This window comes from Burkholderia anthina (assembly GCF_001547525.1).
Taxonomy (GTDB): domain Bacteria; phylum Pseudomonadota; class Gammaproteobacteria; order Burkholderiales; family Burkholderiaceae; genus Burkholderia; species Burkholderia semiarida.
The window spans coordinates 900,876-919,534 of the sequence record NZ_CM003769.1 but is presented as its reverse complement, the minus strand read 5'-3'; the positions used below and the strand labels follow the sequence as shown (position 1 = coordinate 919,534).

Genomic DNA, 18,659 nt, shown 5'->3' with positions numbered 1-18,659 from the left:
CCCTGTTCCGCCGGTGATCGCGCGGCAGGCACACCGATTGCGATGCCGCTGCGTTACCGATCGCCGCCATCCGCCCGCGCCACGCCATGGACTCCACACCGCCGTTCGCTCCGCACCTCTACTTCTGCGACGCCCGCCTCGTCGGGCCGCTCGACGCGTGGCCGCAAACCTTCGCGCATATCGCCGGAATGGGCTTCGACCACGTGCTGGTCGGCGCGTTCTGGGCCGCGAGCGTCGCCGGCTTTCCGCGCCACGTGGCCGATTTCCGGCGGCCGGCCCGGTCGTTCGAGACGCGCGCGAGCGCGCTCGAAACCTTCTCGCGGCTCGCGCAACTGGCGAAGGGCCACGGGCTGCGCCTGCTGCTCGAGGTCGTGCCCGATCGCATCGCACGCGAGAACCCGCTGCGCGCCGAGCATCCGGACTGGTACGTCGAGCACACGCACGACGACGCGCTGATCGATCCGCGCGGCACCGCGCATGCGCTGGATATCGCGCATGCGAACGCCGGCGACGAAGCGGTGCGCGACGCGCTGTCGGCATGGTGGTGCGCGCATCTCGCGGCGTTCGCCGACGCGGGCGCGGCCGGCTTCCTGATCGACGCACCGCATCATCTGCCGGCCGACTGGTGGCCGGGGTGGCGCGCGGCGCTGCGCCGCGCACGCCCGGACGTTGCGGTGCTCGCCGGCGTGCCCGGCCATGCGCGCGACGCGCTCGCGCAGCTCGAAGGCGCCGGGTTCGACGCGGTGTTTTCATCGGTGCGCTGGTGGGACTTGCGCGCGCCGTGGTTCGCGGACGAACACCGGCTGCTGCGTCGGATCGGCGCGCCGATCGCGTTCCCCGATGCGCCGGACGGCCCGCGTCTCGCCGACGACTGGCCCGACGCGTCGGACGACACCGTCGCCCGCGCGTATCGCCGCGCGCTGTGGACGGCCGCGGCCGTCGGCACCGGCTGGCTCGTGCCGATGGGATTCGAGCGCGGCGTGACGGTGCCGCTGATGGCGCGCGACGCGGATGCCGAACGTTACCGCGCCGCATTCGAGCACGCACGTTTCGACCTGTCGGGCGCGCTCGCCGATGCGAATGCGTGGCGCCGCGCCACCCCGGTCGCGGCGACGCGCGGCGAAATCGTGCAACTGTGCGCGCCGGCTGCGCACGCGACCGCGCTGCTGCGCGGTACGGGCCCGTCGCTCGACCATGACGACGCGGCGTTGCTGATCGCGTTGAATCCCGATCTCGACGCGCCCGCCACGCTCGACCCCGCGACGATCCTGCCCGGCGTGCCGGGCGGCTTCACGCGCGTCGTCACGCAGGCCGGCGCGCACGCGCATCCGCCTGCCGCGCTCGAACCGTTCACGCTCGCGCCAGGCGCGTATGCGCTGCTGCACGCGTGGCGGGCGCCGCCCGTCACGACACGCCCGGACGCCGCGCGTGAGCGCACCGTGCTGTCGGCGGCGCTCGCGGCCGACCGGATCGCGATCGAGCGCGTCGAGCCGTCGGTCGACGGCGGCCGCTTCGCGATCAAGCGCGTGATCGGCGAGCCGCTCGTCGTCGGTGCGTCGATCTTCACCGACGGCCACGCGCATCTGGCGGCCGTGCTTCAGTGGCGCGCCGCCGACGACGATACCTGGCGCGAAGTGCCGTTCGAAGCCGAGCCGAACGACCGCTGGCACGCGCGCGTCACGCTCGACCGGCTCGGCCGTCATGAATTCCGCGTGGTCGCGTGGCGCGACGACTGGGCGTCACTCGTCACCGATATCGCCAAGAAGCGCGCGGCCGGCCAGGACGTCACGCTGGAGGTGCGCGAAGCGCAACTGCTGCTCGCGACCGCGCTGGAGCACGCCGAGCCGGTCGATCCGCGCGCGCGCAAGCAGATGGAACGGCTCGCCGCCGGGCTCAAGGACGCGTCGCCCGACGACCGCCTCGCACTGATCGGCGCGCCCGAACTCGCCGATGCGTACGCGGCGCTGCGCTACCGCCCGTTCGTCACGCACGACGCGACGACCTACCCCGTCGACGTCGAACGCCGCAAGGCGCGCTTCTCGAGCTGGTACGAGATGTTTCCGCGCTCGGCGAGCGACGATCCGCACCGGCACGGCACGTTCGACGACGTGATCGCGCATTTGCCGCGCGTCCGCGACATGGGCTTCGACGTGCTGTATTTCCCGCCGATCCACCCGATCGGCACGTCGGCCCGCAAGGGCCGCAACAACAGCCTGACCGCGGGCCCCGACGACGTCGGCAGTCCGTATGCGATCGGCTCGCCCGACGGCGGGCACACGGCCGTGCATCCGCAGCTCGGCACGCTCGATTCGTTCCGCGCGCTGGTCGATGCCGCACGCGGGCACGGGCTCGAGATCGCGCTCGATTTCGCGATCCAGTGCTCGCCCGACCATCCGTGGCTCGCCGCGCATCCGGGCTGGTTCGCGTGGCGGCCCGACGGCTCGCTGCGCTTCGCCGAAAACCCGCCGAAGCGCTACCAGGACATCGTGAATCCCGATTTCTACGCGCCGGATGCGCTGCCCGACCTGTGGCTCGCGCTGCGCGACGCGGTGCTGTTCTGGGTCGACGCGGGCGTGCGGATCTTCCGCGTCGACAACCCGCACACGAAGCCGCTGCCGTTCTGGGCGTGGATGATCGACGACGTGCGCGGCCGGCATCCGGACGTCGTGTTCCTGTCCGAGGCGTTCACGCGCCCGGGGATGATGTATCGCCTCGCGAAAGTCGGTTTCTCGCAGTCCTATACGTATTTCACGTGGCGCGAGTCGAAGCGCGACTTCATCGATTACCTGACCGAGCTGACGGCCGGCCCCGCCCGCGAATTCTTCCGGCCGAACTTCTTCGTCAACACGCCCGACATCAACCCGCGCCACCTGCAGAACGCGCCGCGCTCGCAGTTCGTGATCCGCGCGGCGCTCGCGGCGACGCTGGCCGGCTCGTGGGGCCTGTACTCGGGCTTCGAGCTCGGCGAATCGGCGCCGCTGCCGGACAGCGAGGAATACGCGGATGCGGAGAAATACGAGCTGCGCGCGCGCGACTGGAGCAAGGCCGCGCACATCGGCGCGGAAATCGCGCGGCTGAACCGCGCGCGGCGCGATCACCCGGCGCTGCAGACGCATCTCGGGCTCACGTTCGTCGACGCGGACAACGATTCGGTGCTCGTGTTCATGAAGGCGACGCCCGCGTTCGACAGCGTGGTGGTCGTCGCGATCAGCCTCGACCCGTGGCATCCGCAGGCTGCCAACTTCACGCTCGATGCGGCGCTGTGGCGCGGCCTCGGGCTGGCCGACGGCGAGCCGCTCGATGCGCTCGAACAGGACGCCGCGCACGCGCAGACCTGGCGCGGCCAGCGCCAGTACGTGTCGCTCGATCCGCACGTGCGGCCGTACGCCATCTGGCGGCTCACGCCGCCTCCGGGCGCCGCGCGGGCGGCGACGCCCGCGCCGGACGACGCCCGACCTTCCTCGGGAGCCCACGGATGATGAAACGCGAAGATTCCCTCGACGACGTGCGCCGCGCGCAATTCCCGTCGCTCGCGCCGGCCGGCACGCCGCGCCGGCGCCGCGCGCGCCGCCGCGAACCCGCGCTCTGCGCGGACGATCCGCTGTGGTACAAGGACGCGATCATCTACCAGGTGCACGTGAAGTCGTTCTACGATTCGAACAACGACGGCATCGGCGACTTCCCCGGCCTGATCGCGAAGCTCGACTACATCGCCGAGCTCGGTGTCGACACGATCTGGCTGCTGCCGTTCTATCCGTCGCCGCGCCGCGACGACGGCTACGACATCGCCGACTACCGCGACGTGCATCCCGACTACGGCACGCTGGCCGACGTGCGGCGCTTCATCCGCGAAGCGCATGCGCGCGGCATCCGCGTGATCGCCGAGCTGGTGATCAACCACACGTCGGACCAGCATCCGTGGTTCCAGCGCGCGCGCCGCGCGAAGCCGGGCTCCACGTATCGCGATTACTACGTGTGGTCCGACACCGATACGAAGTACGCGGGCACGCGGATCATCTTTCTGGATACCGAAACGTCGAACTGGACGCACGATCCGGTGGCCGGCCAGTATTACTGGCACCGCTTCTACTCGCACCAGCCCGACCTGAACTTCGACAACCCGGCCGTCGTGCGCGAAGTGATCCAGGTGATGCGCTTCTGGCTCGACCTCGGCATCGACGGGCTGCGGCTCGACGCGGTGCCGTACCTGGTCGAGCGCGAAGGCACCAACAACGAGAACCTGCCGGAGACGCATGCAATCCTGAAGCGGATCCGCGCGACGATCGACGCCGAATACCCGAACCGGATGCTGCTCGCGGAAGCGAACCAGTGGCCGGAAGACGTGCAGGAATATTTCGGCAACGAGGACGAATGCCACATGGCGTTCCACTTCCCGCTGATGCCGCGCATCTACATGTCGATCGCGAGCGAGGACCGCTTCCCGATCCTCGACATCATGCGCCAGACGCCGGCGCTCGCGCCGAGCAACCAGTGGGCCGTGTTCCTGCGCAACCACGACGAGCTGACGCTCGAGATGGTCACCGATTCGGAGCGCGACCTGCTGTGGCAGACCTATGCGAGCGACCGGCGCGCGCGGCTGAACCTCGGGATCCGGCGCCGGCTCGCGCCGCTGATGGAGCGCGACCGGCGCCGCATCGAGCTGATCAATTCGCTGCTGCTGTCGATGCCCGGCACGCCGGTGATCTACTACGGCGACGAGCTCGGGATGGGCGACAACATCCACCTCGGCGACCGCGACGGCGTACGCACGCCGATGCAGTGGTCGTCGGACCGCAACGGCGGCTTCTCGCGCGCCGACCCCGAACTGCTTGTGCTGCCGCCGGTGATGGGCTCGCTGTACGGCTATGACGCGATCAACGTCGAGGCGCAGACGCGCGACCCGCATTCGCTGCTGAACTGGACGCGGCGCATCCTCGCGACGCGCCGGGCGTCGCAGGCGTTCGGGCGCGGCACGATCCGCTTCCTGCGCCCGGACAACCGCAAGGTGCTCGCGTATCTGCGCGAGCTGGACGGCCACGAGCCGCTGCTGTGCGTCGCGAACCTGTCGCGCGCGTCGCAGGCGGTCGAGCTCGACCTGTCCGAATTCGCGGGCCGCGTGCCGATCGAGATGACGTCCGATTCGCCGTTTCCGCCGATCGGCCAGCTCCCGTATCTCCTCACCTTTCCGCCGTACGGATTCCTCTGGTTCGTGCTCGCCGAGCACGGCCGCGAGCCGTCGTGGCGGCAGCCGCACGCGGAACCGCTGCCCGAATACGTGACGCTCGTGATGCGGCGCGGCGACACGCGGCCGGACGTCTCGCAGCTGCACACGCTCGCGCACGACGCGCTTGCGTCATGGCTCGCACGGCGGCGCTGGTTCGCGTCGAAGGACCGCAAGATCGGCGACGCGTGGCTGAACGTCGTCACGCCGATTCCGGACGAGCCGTTCCAGTATGCGGAGGCATGGGTGTCGGCGAGCGACGGCGGCGTCGAACGCTACGTGGTGCCGCTCGCGGCCGCGTGGGGCGGCGAGACGTCCCATCCGCTGTTCGCGCAACTCGCGCTGGCGCGCGTGCGGCGCGGCCATACGGTCGGCTACCTGACCGACGCGTTCGCGCTGCCGGCGTTCGCGCGCGGGATGCTGCGCAAGCTGCGCGACGGCGCGACGGTGCCCACGTCCGACGGCGGCCGGCTCACCTTTCTGCCGGAAGACGCGCTCGCCGGGCTCGACCCGGGCGACGACGCGGAAGTGCGCTGGCTCGCGGCCGAGCAGAGCAACAGCTCGCTCGTGATCGGCGACGCGATCGTGCTGAAGCTGGTGCGCAAGGTCGCGCACGGCGTTCATCCGGAAGCGGAAATGAGCCGGCACCTGACGCGCATCGGCTATGCGAACACCGCGACGCTGGCCGGCGAAGTCGTGCACGTCGATCCGGACGGCACGCCGCATACGGTCGCGATCCTGCAGCGCTACGTCGACAACCAGGGCGATGCGTGGACGCGCTCGTTCGACTTCCTGCGGCGCGCGATCGACGAACTCGCGCTGCCGGCCGCGGACGAAGGCGAGGCGGCCGAAACGGACGAGGAACCCGACGCGCTGCTCGGCTACGCGGCGTTCGCGGGCATCATCGGCACGCGGCTCGGCCAGTTGCACGTCGCGCTCGCGCAGCCGTCCGACGATCCCGCGTTCGCGCCGGAGCGCGCGACGCCCGATCACATCGACGGCTGGTGCATGGACGCGATCGCATCGTTCGAGCGCGCGCTCGACGTGCTGCGCACGCGGCTCGATGCGCTCGATGCGCCCACCCGCGCGTCGGCCGACGCGCTGCTCGCGTCGCGCGACGCGGCCGTGCTGGCGCTCGGCGAGCTCGTGCCGCGCACCCTCGACGCGCAATGCACGCGGATTCACGGCGATTTTCATCTGGGCCAGGTGCTCGACGTGCAGGGCGACGCGCTGCTGATCGACTTCGAAGGCGAGCCCGCACGACCGCTCGAGCGGCGTCGCGCGAAATCGCATCCGCTGCGCGACGTGGCCGGCCTGCTGCGGTCGCTGTCATACGTCAGCGCGACCGCGCAGTTCGCGATCGAAAAAGCGCCGCCCCAGGCCGCCGGCCGCAAGCGCGCGCTGTTCGACCGCTTCGGACAGGCCGCCGCCGACCGCTTCGTCGAATGCTATCGCGCGGCCGCGGACCTCGCGCCCGCGCGCTTCGTCGATCCGCACTACGCGGACCGCCTGCTCGCGCTGTTTCTGATCGACAAGGCGTCGTACGAGCTGTGCTACGAAGCCGCGAACCGGCCCGACTGGCTGAGCGTGCCGGTCGGCGGGCTCGCGGCGCTGGTCGACCGGCTGCTCGGCGACGGCGTGCTGCCCGACGACGGAGGAAACCCATGACCGACACGCTGTTCGAACGCGCCGATATCGACGCGCTGCTCGCCGGCCGCCATCCCGACCCGTTTGCGTGCCTCGGCCCGCACGAACAGGCCGACCGGATCGTCGTGCGGGCGCTGCTGCCCGGTGCGGAGCGCGTGCGCGCGCTGTCGCCGGACGGCGCCGAGCTCGGCGCGCTCGCCTGCATCGATCGCGCCGGCTGCTTCGCGGGGACGATCGCGCACGACGGCGGCTGGCCGCATTACCTGCTTGCGATCGACTGGCCGAACGCGCACCAGGTCACCGACGACGCGTATGCATTCGGCACGCTGCTCGACGAAGCGGCGCTCGCGCGCTTCTCGGCCGGCGATCCCGATGCCGTGCTCGACTGCCTCGGCGCGACACCGGTGCGCATCGACGATACCGACGGCGTGCGCTTCGCGGTCTGGGCGCCGAACGCGCAGCGCGTATCGGTGGTCGGCGATTTCAATGCATGGGACGGGCGCCGCCATCCGATGCGGCTGCGGCGGCCGTCGGGCGTATGGGAGCTGTTCGTGCCGGGCATCGGCGCGGGCGAGCGCTACAAGTACGAGCTGCGCGCGGCCGACGGGCGCGTGCTGCCGCACAAGGCCGACCCGTGCGCGCGCGCGACCGAGGCGCCGCCGAGCACGGCATCGGTGGTCGCCGACGTCGCGGCGCTCCACGCGTTCGCATGGCACGACGACGGCTGGATGCACGCGCGGCCGCGCAACGACGACCGCTATCGCGTGCCGTGGTCGATCTACGAGGTCCATCCGGAATCGTGGCAGCGCATCCCCGAACAGATGGACCGCAGCGCGACCTGGGACGAACTCGCCGAGCGGCTGATTCCATACGTGAAGGGGATGGGCTTCACGCACGTCGAGTTCATGCCGATCGCCGAATACCCGTTCGGCGGCTCGTGGGGCTACCAGCCGCTCGCGCAGTTCGCGCCGTCCGCGCGCTTCGGGCCGGTCGAGGGTTTCGCGCGGTTCGTCGATCGCGCGCATGCGGCCGGCATCGGCGTGATCGTCGACTGGGTGCCCGCGCATTTTCCGAACGACGCGCACGGGCTCGCGCAATTCGACGGCAGCGCGCTGTACGAGCATGCCGATCCGCGCGAAGGCATGCATCCCGACTGGAACACCTGCGTGTTCAACGTCGGGCGCACCGAAGTCAGTGCATTCCTCGTCGCGTCGGCGCTCGCATGGGCGCGCCGCTATCACGTGGACGGCATCCGCGTCGACGCGGTCGCGTCGATGCTGTATCGCGACTATTCGCGCAAGGAAGGCGAATGGGTGCCGAACGTGTACGGCGGCCGCGAGAACCTCGAATCGGTCGCGTTCCTGCGCCGGCTGAACGACACGCTGCACGGTGCGTCCGCGCCGGCCGGCGTCGTCACCGTCGCGGAAGAATCGACCGCATGGCCCGGCGTCACCGCGTCGACCGCCGACGGCGGGCTCGGCTTCGACTTCAAATGGAACATGGGCTGGATGCACGACACGCTCGCGTATCTGCACGAAGACCCGATCCATCGCCGCTATCACCACGACCGGATGACGTTCGGGCTCGTGTACGCGTTCTCCGAGCGCTTCGTGCTGCCGCTGTCGCACGACGAGGTCGTGCACGGCAAGGGCTCGCTCGTCGCGAAGATGCCCGGCGACGCGTGGCAGCGGCTCGCGACGCTGCGCGCGTATTTCGGCTTCATGTGGGCGCATCCCGGCAAGAAGCTGCTGTTCATGGGCAGCGAATTCGCGCAATGGTCGGAGTTCGCGCACGATGCGACACCGCACTGGGACTTGCTCGACGCGCCCGCGCATCGCGGCGTGCAGCGGCTGGTGCGGGATCTGAACCGCACGTATGCGGCCGAACCGGCGCTGCATGCGCTCGACTGCCACGCGGCCGGGTTCTCCTGGCTGATCGGCGACGACCGCGACAACAGCGTGTTCGCGTTCGCCCGCCGCGACGATGCGGGGCACCTCGTCGTCGCCGTGTGCAACTTCACGCCCGTGCCGCGCAGCGGCTACCGCCTCGGGCTGCCCGCGCCCGGCCACTGGCGCGAACTGATGAACACCGATGCCGCGACGTACGGCGGCACCAACGCCGGCAACGACGGCGCCGTGTGGGCCGAAGCCGTGCCGGCCCACGGCGAGGCGTGGTCGGCGACCTTGCGCCTGCCGCCGCTCGCGACGCTGTGGCTCACCCCTGCCTGATCACTCACTCGCGCCCTCGACACGGAGAACCGCCCCATGCCGACCGCCCTCCCCACCCGTCTCGAATCCGGCCGCAGCTATCCGCTCGGCGCGACCTGGGACGGTCTCGGGACCAATTTCGCGGTGTTTTCCGCGCACGCGCATCGCATTCAGCTGTGCGTGTTCGATCCGACCGGCCGCAAGGAACTCGCGCGCCTCGACCTGCCCGAATGCACCGACGAGGTGTGGCACGGCTACCTGCCCAACGCGCATCCGGGCACCGTGTACGGGTTTCGTGCGGACGGTCCGTACCAGCCGCAGAACGGCCATCGCTTCAATCCGACCAAGCTGCTGCTCGATCCGTACGCACGCAAGCTGGTCGGCCAGTTCCGCTGGTCGGACGCGCTGTTCGGCTATCGCGTGCATTCGAATCGGGCCGATCTGTCGATGGACCGCCGCGATTCGGCGCCCGCGATGCCGAAAGCCGTGGTCGTCGACGAAGCGTTCGACTGGAGCAACGACCGGCGCCCGAACGTGCCGTGGCGCAGTACCGTGATCTACGAGACGCACGTACGCGGCGCGTCGATGCGCCGCGCCGGGCTGCGCCCGCCGGAGCGCGGCACGTTCGCGTCGCTCGCGCATCCGGCGTTCATCGATCACCTGCTGTCGATCGGCGTGACGACGGTCGAGCTGCTGCCTATTCACGCGTTCCTGCAGCAGCGCGAGCTCGTGAAACGCGGGCTGCGCAACTACTGGGGCTACGACACGGCGGCGTTCTTCGCGCCGGAGCCGTCGTATCTGACGACGCGGCGACTCGACGAAATGCGCATCGCGGTGCGCCAGTTGCACGCGGCCGGCATCGAGGTCGTGCTCGACGTCGTCTACAACCACACGTGCGAAGGCAACCAGCTCGGGCCCACGCTGTCGTGGCGCGGCCTCGACAACGCGAGCTATTACCGGCTGCGGCCCGACGATCCGCGCTACCACGTCGACGAAACCGGGTGCGGCAACACGCTGAACATGTCGCATCCGCGCGTCGTGCAGATGGTGATGGATTCGCTGCGCTACTGGGCCACCGCGTTCAACATCGACGGCTTCCGCTTCGATCTCGGCGTGACGCTCGGCCGCGAGGATCACGGCTTCGAACCCGGCGCGGGGTTCTTCGACGCGCTGCGGCAGGACCCCGTGCTCGCGCAGCGCAAGCTCATCACCGAGCCGTGGGATCTCGGCCCCGGCGGCTATCAGCTCGGCCGCCATCCGCCCGGCTTCGCCGAGTGGAACGACCGGTTTCGCGACACCGTGCGACGCTTCTGGCGCGGCGACGCTGGCCAGCGCCCGGAACTGGCGGCACGCTTGTCGGGCTCGGCCGACCTGTTCAATCACGGGCGGCGCCGTACCTGGGCATCGATCAATTTCGTCACCGCGCACGACGGCTTCACGCTCGCCGATCTCGTGTCGTATGCGGGCAAGCACAACGACGCGAACGGCGAGGACAACCGCGACGGCCGCGACGACAACTGCAGCGCGAACTGGGGCGCCGAAGGGCCGACCGACGACGCGGCGATCCGCGACGTGCGCCGGCGCGTCGCGCGCTCGATGCTCGCGACGCTGTTTACCGCGCTCGGCACGCCGATGCTCGTGGCGGGCGACGAATTCGGCCGCACGCAGCAGGGCAACAACAACGCGTATTGCCAGGATAACGAACTGTCCTGGCTCGACTGGGACTTGGCGCACGGCGACGAAGGCGTGGAGATGACCCGCTTCGTGTCGCGGCTCGCCGCGCTGCGGCGCATGTACCCGGTGATGTCGGCGCCGCGCTACCCGTCGGGCGACCGCGACGGCGCGCCGGGCATGCGCGAGATCGAATGGTTCGACGAACGCGGCGACGCGCTGACCGTCCCCGCGTGGGAAGACGGCGAACGCCGCGCGCTGACGATGCGGCGCGTCGGCACCGGCCGCACCGGACGCACCGAGGCGTTGCTCGTGATGCTGAACGCATCGGCCGACACCATCACGTTCATGCCGCCCGCGCCCGTACTCGATTACCGGATCCTGCTCGACACCGCGACGCCCGACTCGGGCCCGCGCTCGTGGCCGGAAGCGGGCCTCGACGTCGCCGCGCATGCGGCCGCGATCGCGGTCGCGGCCGTGCCGCCGCCCGATCAGTCTCCTTCCCGAGGATCGCCATGACATCCCGTTCCGCCCGCCCAACCGGCACGCATGCATTCGAATCGTCGTTCGGCGCGACCTGCGTCGATGCCGACCACACGCGTTTCCGGCTGTGGGCGCCCGCGAGCCGCACGGCCGCCGTCGAGCTGCAGGACGAAGGCGGCCGCGCGATTCCGATGACGCCGGCCGGCGACGGCTGGTTCGAGACGGTCGCGCCGTGCGGCCCCGGCACGCTGTACCGCTACCTGCTCGACGACGCGCTCGCGGTGCCCGATCCTGCGTCGCGCTTCCAGCCGTACGACGTGCACGGGCCGAGCCAGATCGTCGATCCAACCGCGTACCGCTGGCGTCACGACGCATGGCGCGGCCGCCCGTGGCACGAGACGGTGCTGTACGAGCTGCATGTCGGCGCCTGCGGCGGCTACGCGGCCGTCGAGCGGCGGCTGCCGACGATCGCCGAACTCGGCGTGACCGCCGTCGAGCTGATGCCCGTCAACGCGTTCCCGGGCGCGCGCAACTGGGGCTACGACGGCGTGCTGCCGTTCGCGCCCGACGCGTCGTACGGGCGGCCCGAGGAGCTGAAGTCGCTGGTCGACACCGCGCACGGGCTCGGGCTGCAGGTGTTCCTCGACGTCGTCTACAACCACTTCGGCCCCGACGGCAACCTGCTGCCGCGCTACGCGCCCGAATTCTTCCGCGCGGACCGGCAGACCGCGTGGGGACCGGCGATCGACTTCTCCCGCCCGCAGACGAGCGCGTTCTTCATCGACAACGCGCTGTACTGGCTCGACGAGTACCGTTTCGACGGGCTGCGCATCGACGCCGCGCACGCGATCGGCGACGACGCATGGCTGCGCGAACTCGCGCGCCGCGTACGCGCGCACGCGGGCGACGCGCGCCACGTGCATCTCGTGCTGGAGAACGAGCGCAATACCGCGAGCCTGCTCGGCCCGGGCGGCTTCGACGCGCAATGGAACGACGATTTCCACAACAGCGCGCACGTGCTGCTGACGGGCGAGCGCGACGGCTACTATCGCGCGTACGCCGACGCGCCGCTGCGCCATTTCGCGCGCACGCTCGGCGAAGGCTTCGCGTATCAGGGCGAACCGTCGCCGCTGCACGACGGCGCCGCGCGCGGCGAGCCGAGCGCGCACCTGCCGCCGACCGCGTTCGTCGTGTTTCTGCAGAACCACGACCAGATCGGCAACCGCGCGTTCGGCGAACGGCTGCGCGCGCTCGCGAACGACGACGCGGTGCGCGCGGCCACCGCGTTGATGCTGCTTGCGCCGTCGATTCCGCTGCTGTTCATGGGCGAGGAAGACGGCAGCACGCAGCCGTTCCAGTTCTTCACCGACTATCGCGGCGCGCTCGCCGACGCGGTGCGCGAAGGCCGGCGCCGCGAATTCGCCGCGTTTCCCGCGTTCGCCGATGCCGCGCATCGCGACGCGATTCCCGATCCGAACGACATCGCGACGTTCGTGCGCTCGTCGTCGCACCATCCGCCCGACGAATCGTGGCCCGACGCGGCCGCGTGGCGGCGCTTCTACCGCAGCGCGCTGGCCGTGCGCGCGGCGCTCGTGACGCCGCACCTGGCCGGCGCGCGGTCGCTCGGCGTCGATCTGCTCGCGGGTGACGGCGACCCGCCCGCGCTCGCCGCGCGCTGGCGCCTCGGCGACGGCAGCACGCTGACGATCGCGCTGAATCTCGGCTCGCACGACGCGACGCTGCCCGCGCTGCCGGTCGGCAAGATCGTGTTCGAGACGCCGCCGCGCGCGCGCGACCGGCTGCCGGGCGGGCACGTGCCGCCCCGCGCGTGCATCGCGTGGCGCGACGGCGCGGTCAACCAGGATGCGCGGCATCACCGCGCGAACGGACGGAGTTCATCATGACGACCGACGTTCCGATCGCGGCGCTCGCCCGTGCGGCCGGGCTGGAGCCCGACTGGACCGACGCGGGCGGCGTCGCGCGGCGCGTGGACGACGACGCGCTCGTCGCGCTCGTCGATGCGCTCGGCTGGCCGTGCGGCACCGCGATCCAGCGGGTCGACAGCGCGGCGGCGCTCGCCGACGCGAACGCGGCGCCGCCGCGCACCGTGACCGGCGACGCCGGCCTGCCGCTGACGCTGCCCGCGACCGTCGCGGCGCCGGGCGCGCGCTTCAGGATCTCGCTCGAAAGCGGCGGGCACGTGGACGGGCGCGTGGGCGGCACGGGCGAACACGGCACGCTGCCGCCGCTCGCGATGGCCGGCTATCACGCGCTCGACGTCGGCGAGCAGCGTATCGGGCTCGCGATCGCACCGCCGCGGGCGCGGCCGTTCGACACGTTCGCGCGCACACGCGACGCGAACAGCCGCTGGGGCATCGCCGCGCAGCTCTACGGTCTGCGCCGCACCGGCGACGACGGCGCGGGCGACTACACGACGCTCGCGCGGCTCGCCGCGCACGCGGCGCGACACGGCGCGCAGGCCGTGGCGATCAGCCCGACGCACGCCGGCTTTCCGGCCCTCCCCGCGCACGACAGCCCGTATTCGCCGTCGTCGAGGCGCTGGCACAACGTCGCGTATCTCGACTGCGACGCGGTGCCGGGCGCCGATGCCGCGCCGCGCGCATCGGCCGCCGACGCCGACGCCGCACTGATCGACTGGCCCCGCGTGCTGCCGGCGAAGCTGCGCCGTCTGCGTGCATGCTTCGACGCATGGCGCGCGAGCGACGACCCGTCGCGCGACACGTACCAGCGGTTTCGCGCGGCGGGCGGCGCGGCGCTCGACGCGCACGCGCGCTTCGATGCGCTGCAGGCGTTCTGCATCGAGCACGGGATCGGCGCGGATTGGCGGCAATGGCCGGCGCAATGGCGCATGCCGGGATCGGCGGAAGTCGACGCGTTCGCGCACGCGCATGCCGACACGATCGCGTTCCACACCTTCCTGCAATGGTGCGCGTCGCGCGCGCTGGGCGACGCGCAGCACGCGGCGCGCGGCGCTGGCATGGCGACCGGGCTGATCGCCGATCTCGCGGTCGGCTCCGATCGCGCCGGCAGCGACGCGTGGGCGCACGGCACGACGCTGCTGCGCGGCGTGTCGCTCGGCGCGCCGCCCGACCTGTTCAATGCGGCCGGCCAGGCGTGGGGCGTGACGACGTGGACGCCCGCCGCGCTGCGCGCGGACGGCTTCGTGCCGTTCATCGAGCTGCTGCGCGCCGCGTGCGCGCACGCGGGCGGCATCCGCATCGATCACGTGCTCGGCTTCGCGCGGATGTGGATCGTGCCGGACGGCGGCTCGCCGCGCAGCGGCGCGTACCTGCGCTATCCGCTCGACGATCTGGTGCGGCTCGTCGCGCTCGAGGCGGCCCGCCATCGCGCGATCGCGATCGGCGAGGATCTCGGCACCGTGCCGGCCGGATTGCGCGAACGACTCGGCGCGCAGGGCGTCGCGGGCATGCGCGTGCTGTGGTTCGAACGCGACGCGAACGGCGCGTTCCGGCCGCCGTCCGCATGGGATCGCGATGCGATCGCGACCACCTCGACGCACGACTTGCCGACCGTGGCCGGCTGGTGGCGCGGCGTCGATCTCGGATGGCGGCGCGTCGCCGCCGACGCCGAAGCCGGGAAACGGCGCGACGACACACCGCCGCGCGACGTGGCCGCCCCGGCGCCGGACGATGCGAGCGCGCACGATTCCGACGAGATCGTGCAGCGCATGGCGTTCGGACACGATACCGTGCAGCGCCCCGAGCCGGGCAAGCCGACGCCGCCGCCGGCTTCGCCGCCCGAACTGCTCGCCGCCCACGCGGAACGCGCCACCGAGCGCGCGGCGCTGTGGCACGCGCTGCAACAGGCCGGGTGCGCGCCGGCCGGCGCCGCGGTGCCGCCGGCCGACATGCCGCCGGTGAACGCGATCCTCGGCTACGTCGCGAGCAGCCCGTCGCCGCTCGCGCTGCTGCCGCTCGAGGATCTGCTCGCGCTCGACGCGCAGCCGAACCTGCCGGGGCCGCCCTGCGGCCATCCGAACTGGCGGCAGCGTCTGCCGCGCACGGTCGACACGCTGTTCGACACCGACGTGCGCACGCGCATCGCCGCCGTCGTGCATGCGCGCCGTTCGCGGGGGCGCCGCCCATGACGCCGCGCGCGACGCTGCGCCTGCAATTGCACGCGGGCTTCACGTTCGACGACGCGGCCGCGCACGCCGACTACTTCGCGCGGCTCGGCGTGAGCCACCTGTACCTGTCGCCGGTGTCGACGGCCGAGCGCGGCTCGCTGCACGGCTACGACACCGTCGACTACGGCGCGCTCAGCGCGGAACTCGGCGGCGAAGCCGGCTTCCTGCGGCTCGTCGATGCGCTGCGCGCGCGCGGCCTCGGCATCATCATCGACATCGTGCCGAACCACATGGGCGTCGGCGGGTCGTCGAACGGCTGGTGGAACGACGTGCTCGAATGGGGGCCGGCGAGCCCGTACGCACGCACCTTCGACATCGACTGGCATCCGCCCGACCCGGCGCTCGACGGCAAGGTGCTGCTGCCGTGCCTCGGCGCGCCGTACGGCGATGCGCTCGCGGCCGGCGACATCACGCTGCGCGCCGATCCGGTCGCGGGCCGCTTCTATATCGCGTGCCCCGGGCGGCGGCTGCCCGTGGCCGCCGCCACCTACGCGGAAATCCTGCGCATCGCGAACCGCGCGGACCTGAACGCGCTCGCCGAGCGCTTCGACGCCGCGCCGGCACGCGGCAGCGCGCGGCTGGCCGCCGCTCATGCGGCGCTGCGCGATCATGCGGCCGCGCACGGCCCGCATGCGCTCGACGCGGTATTGCGCGGCGCCGACCCGCGCCGCGCCCGCTCGCGCGCCTGCCTGCACCGATTGCTCGAACGCCAGCACTACCGACTCGCGTGGTGGCGCACGGCCGCCGACGAGCTGAACTGGCGGCGCTTCTTCGACATCGCGACGCTCGCGGCCGTACGCGTCGAAGACGACGCGGTGTTCGATGCCGTTCATGCGCTGCCGCTGCGCCTCCACGCGGCCGGGCTGGTCGACGGCGTGCGCGTCGATCACGTCGACGGCCTCGCCGATCCGCGCGCGTACTGCCGGCGGCTGCACGCGCGGCTCGCCGCGCAGCGCGACGCGCAGCGCGACGCGCGGCCCTACATCGTGGTCGAGAAGATCCTCGCGCCCCGCGAGGCGCTGCGCAGCGACTGGGCCGTCGACGGCACGACCGGCTACGACTTCATGAACGACGTCGGCGCGCTGCTGCACGACCCGGCCGGCGCCGCGCCGCTCGCCGCGCACTGGGCGGCCGTGTCGGGTTCGGCGCGCACGTTCGCGCAGGAAGCGCTCGACGGCAAGCGGCGCGTGCTGATGCGCCAGCTCGCCATCGAGCATGCGCGGGTCGCGCGGTTGCTGCACGGGATCGCGCGGGCGTCGCCCGCGACGCGCGACGTGAGCCGGCTCGCGATCCAGCGCGTGCTCGGCGAACTCGCGGTGCGGCTGCCCGTGTACCGGATGTATCCGGCGCCGGGCGACGAACTCGCCGACACCGACCGGCGCGTGCTCGCCCACGCGTATGACGGTGCGTATGCGGCGGTCGATCCGACCGACCGGTTCGCGCTCGAGCGCGTGGCCGCGTGGCTCGGCCTGCCGGTCGTGCGCGTGCCGCGCGCGAACGCGGACGCGCTGGTCGCGGCGCGCGTCGCGTTCGCGCAGCTCACCGCCCCGCTGGCCGCGAAGGGTGTCGAGGATACGGCCAACTATCGCTATGGCCGGCTGCTGTCGCGTAACGAGGTCGGCGCCGACGCCGGCGACTTCAGCCTGTCGCGCGGCGCGTTCCATGCACGCAACCGGCGTCGCGCGCGCACCGTGCCGCACGGGCTCGTCGCGACGGCCACGCACGACCACAAGCGCGGCGAGGACGCGCGTGCGCGGCTCGCGGTGCTCAGCGAGGTGCCCGATGCGTGGCGCGCGGCATCGCTCGACTGGTCGGCGCTGAACCTGCCGCATCGCGGCGGCGCGCACCGCGACCTCGCGTGGACGCCCGGGCCGGCCGCCGAGGCAATGCTGTACCAGACGCTCGTCGGCTGCTGGCCACCCGCGCTCACGCCCGACGATGCGGCCGGCCTCGACGCGCTCGCGACGCGCGTCGTGCAATGGCAGACGAAGGCGTTGCGCGAAGCGAAGCAGCACACCGACTGGCTCGTGCCCGAGCCCGACTACGAGCGCGGCTGCGAGGCGTTCGTTCGCGCGATCCTGACGCCGCGCGGCGCCGGGGATTTTCCGCATCGGCTGCATGCGTTCGTCGCGCGGATCGCGCCGGCCGGCGTCGTCAACAGCCTCGCGCAGACGGCGCTGCGGATCGCGTCGCCGGGCGTGCCCGATCTGTATCAAGGTACCGAGTCATGGGATCACTCGCTCGTCGATCCGGACAACCGGCGCGACGTGCCGTTCGCGACGCTGGCGGCCGAAGCGGTCGACGCGCCCGTTGCGTCGTATCTGCCGACATGGCCCGACGCGCGCGTGAAGCGCGCGCTGATCGAGCGGATGCTGGCGCTGCGCGCGCGATGGCCGACGACGTTCGCGGATGGCGTGTACGTTCCGCTGCGCGTGCGCGGCAAGTTGGCGCGGCATGCGGTGGCGTTCGCGCGGTGCGACGATGCGGCGACCGTGGTGGTGGTCGCGACGCGGCTCGCGTGCCGGTTGCTGGGCGAAGCACCCGGATTGCCGCGCGTGGAACCGGCGCAATGGGGTGATACGGCCGCCGTGCTGCCGCGCGGCGTCGAAGGGCCCTGGACAGACGCGTTGAATGCCGGGGACGCGATCGATGCGCCGGATGGTGTGCTGGCGCTCGATCGCTGTCTGGCCGCGTTGCCTGTGGCGGTGCTCGTCGCGGCGCGGAGTGAAAACTGAAGGCGATGTCCGATTGACGGTAGTCCGCGAGCAGCCCGCGATCGATTTTGTGCAAAAACGGGCCGCGAATAATCGATCTTTCAAACGCGTGATCGGCTTTCACCCGAAACGTCCGATCGCTAGCCAGTTTGTTCGGCCGACGATCTGCGTCAGCGACCTTACGACCACTCTTCCGGCGGCATCTCGCCGCGGTCGTCTTCCCACAGCGGTTTCGCCGCCTCTTCTCCGCGGCTTGGCGTCACCGGCCCGTTTCCGCTTGTGCCGCGGTCACCGCGCTCGGCCCGCCGAGCGCCGTCGAGCGGCGCCGCCTGCGCTCGCACTCGAGCCCGCGTACGTGTCGGCGTCACGGTCCGCTGCCCGTCGCGGCGACGCTCGTCCGTCGAGCCTGCATCGTCTGTCTGTCGTGCGTTCGAAGCTGTAGCCATTCCGTTCTCCTGAGTCATCGAAAGAAACCGGTCGCCCGAACGCAGCAATTTCGGTGCCGCCGGCCGGGCAAGCATCTTGCTCCGGTGATTCGACCGAAACCG

At 71.7% G+C, this 18,659-nt stretch carries 7 protein-coding genes; all 7 read left to right on the top strand.

Annotation, left to right across the window (positions count from 1 at the left end; genetic code table 11):
• Nucleotides 1-86: 86 nt before the first annotated feature.
• From WS64_RS20200 to treY, 7 genes are read left to right on the top strand one after another with little or no spacing between them, the layout of a single operon-like run.
• Entirely contained in the window at nucleotides 87-3,479 is a 3,393-nt protein-coding gene (locus tag WS64_RS20200; RefSeq protein ID WP_060967437.1) for a maltotransferase domain-containing protein, read from the top strand.
• On the top strand, nucleotides 3,479-6,889 hold the full coding sequence (gene treS, locus WS64_RS20195; RefSeq protein ID WP_060967509.1) for a maltose alpha-D-glucosyltransferase: 3,411 nt from the start codon (nucleotides 3,479-3,481) through the stop codon (nucleotides 6,887-6,889). Before WS64_RS20200 ends, treS begins: the two co-directional genes overlap by 1 nt.
• A complete protein-coding gene (gene glgB / locus WS64_RS20190; RefSeq protein ID WP_060967436.1) occupies nucleotides 6,886-9,096 on the top strand; it encodes a 1,4-alpha-glucan branching protein GlgB in 2,211 nt (736 codons plus the stop codon). Before treS ends, glgB begins: the two co-directional genes overlap by 4 nt.
• A gap of 36 nt (nucleotides 9,097-9,132) precedes the next feature.
• Nucleotides 9,133-11,265: a glycogen debranching protein GlgX gene (gene glgX, locus WS64_RS20185; protein ID WP_059575046.1), complete on the top strand. Its 2,133-nt coding sequence runs from the start codon at nucleotides 9,133-9,135 to the stop codon at nucleotides 11,263-11,265.
• A complete protein-coding gene (treZ, locus tag WS64_RS20180; RefSeq protein ID WP_060967435.1) occupies nucleotides 11,262-13,133 on the top strand; it encodes a malto-oligosyltrehalose trehalohydrolase in 1,872 nt (623 codons plus the stop codon). Before glgX ends, treZ begins: the two co-directional genes overlap by 4 nt.
• Entirely contained in the window at nucleotides 13,130-15,358 is a 2,229-nt protein-coding gene (gene malQ / locus WS64_RS20175) for a 4-alpha-glucanotransferase (RefSeq protein WP_060967434.1), read from the top strand. Before treZ ends, malQ begins: the two co-directional genes overlap by 4 nt.
• On the top strand, nucleotides 15,355-18,132 hold the full coding sequence (gene treY, locus WS64_RS20170; RefSeq protein ID WP_060967433.1) for a malto-oligosyltrehalose synthase: 2,778 nt from the start codon (nucleotides 15,355-15,357) through the stop codon (nucleotides 18,130-18,132). Before malQ ends, treY begins: the two co-directional genes overlap by 4 nt.
• The last annotated feature ends 527 nt before the right edge of the window (nucleotides 18,133-18,659 follow it).

Bases quoted from the DNA above. Each gene is read 5' to 3' on its own strand.
- WS64_RS20200 (WP_060967437.1), top strand. From the start codon at position 87: ATGGACTCCACACCGCCGTTCGCTCCGCACCTCTACTTCTGCGACGCC.
- treS (WP_060967509.1), top strand. From the start codon at position 3,479: ATGAAACGCGAAGATTCCCTCGACGACGTGCGCCGCGCGCAATTCCCG.
- glgB (WP_060967436.1), top strand. From the start codon at position 6,886: ATGACCGACACGCTGTTCGAACGCGCCGATATCGACGCGCTGCTCGCC.
- glgX (WP_059575046.1), top strand. From the start codon at position 9,133: ATGCCGACCGCCCTCCCCACCCGTCTCGAATCCGGCCGCAGCTATCCG.
- treZ (WP_060967435.1), top strand. From the start codon at position 11,262: ATGACATCCCGTTCCGCCCGCCCAACCGGCACGCATGCATTCGAATCG.
- malQ (WP_060967434.1), top strand. From the start codon at position 13,130: ATGACGACCGACGTTCCGATCGCGGCGCTCGCCCGTGCGGCCGGGCTG.
- treY (WP_060967433.1), top strand. From the start codon at position 15,355: ATGACGCCGCGCGCGACGCTGCGCCTGCAATTGCACGCGGGCTTCACG.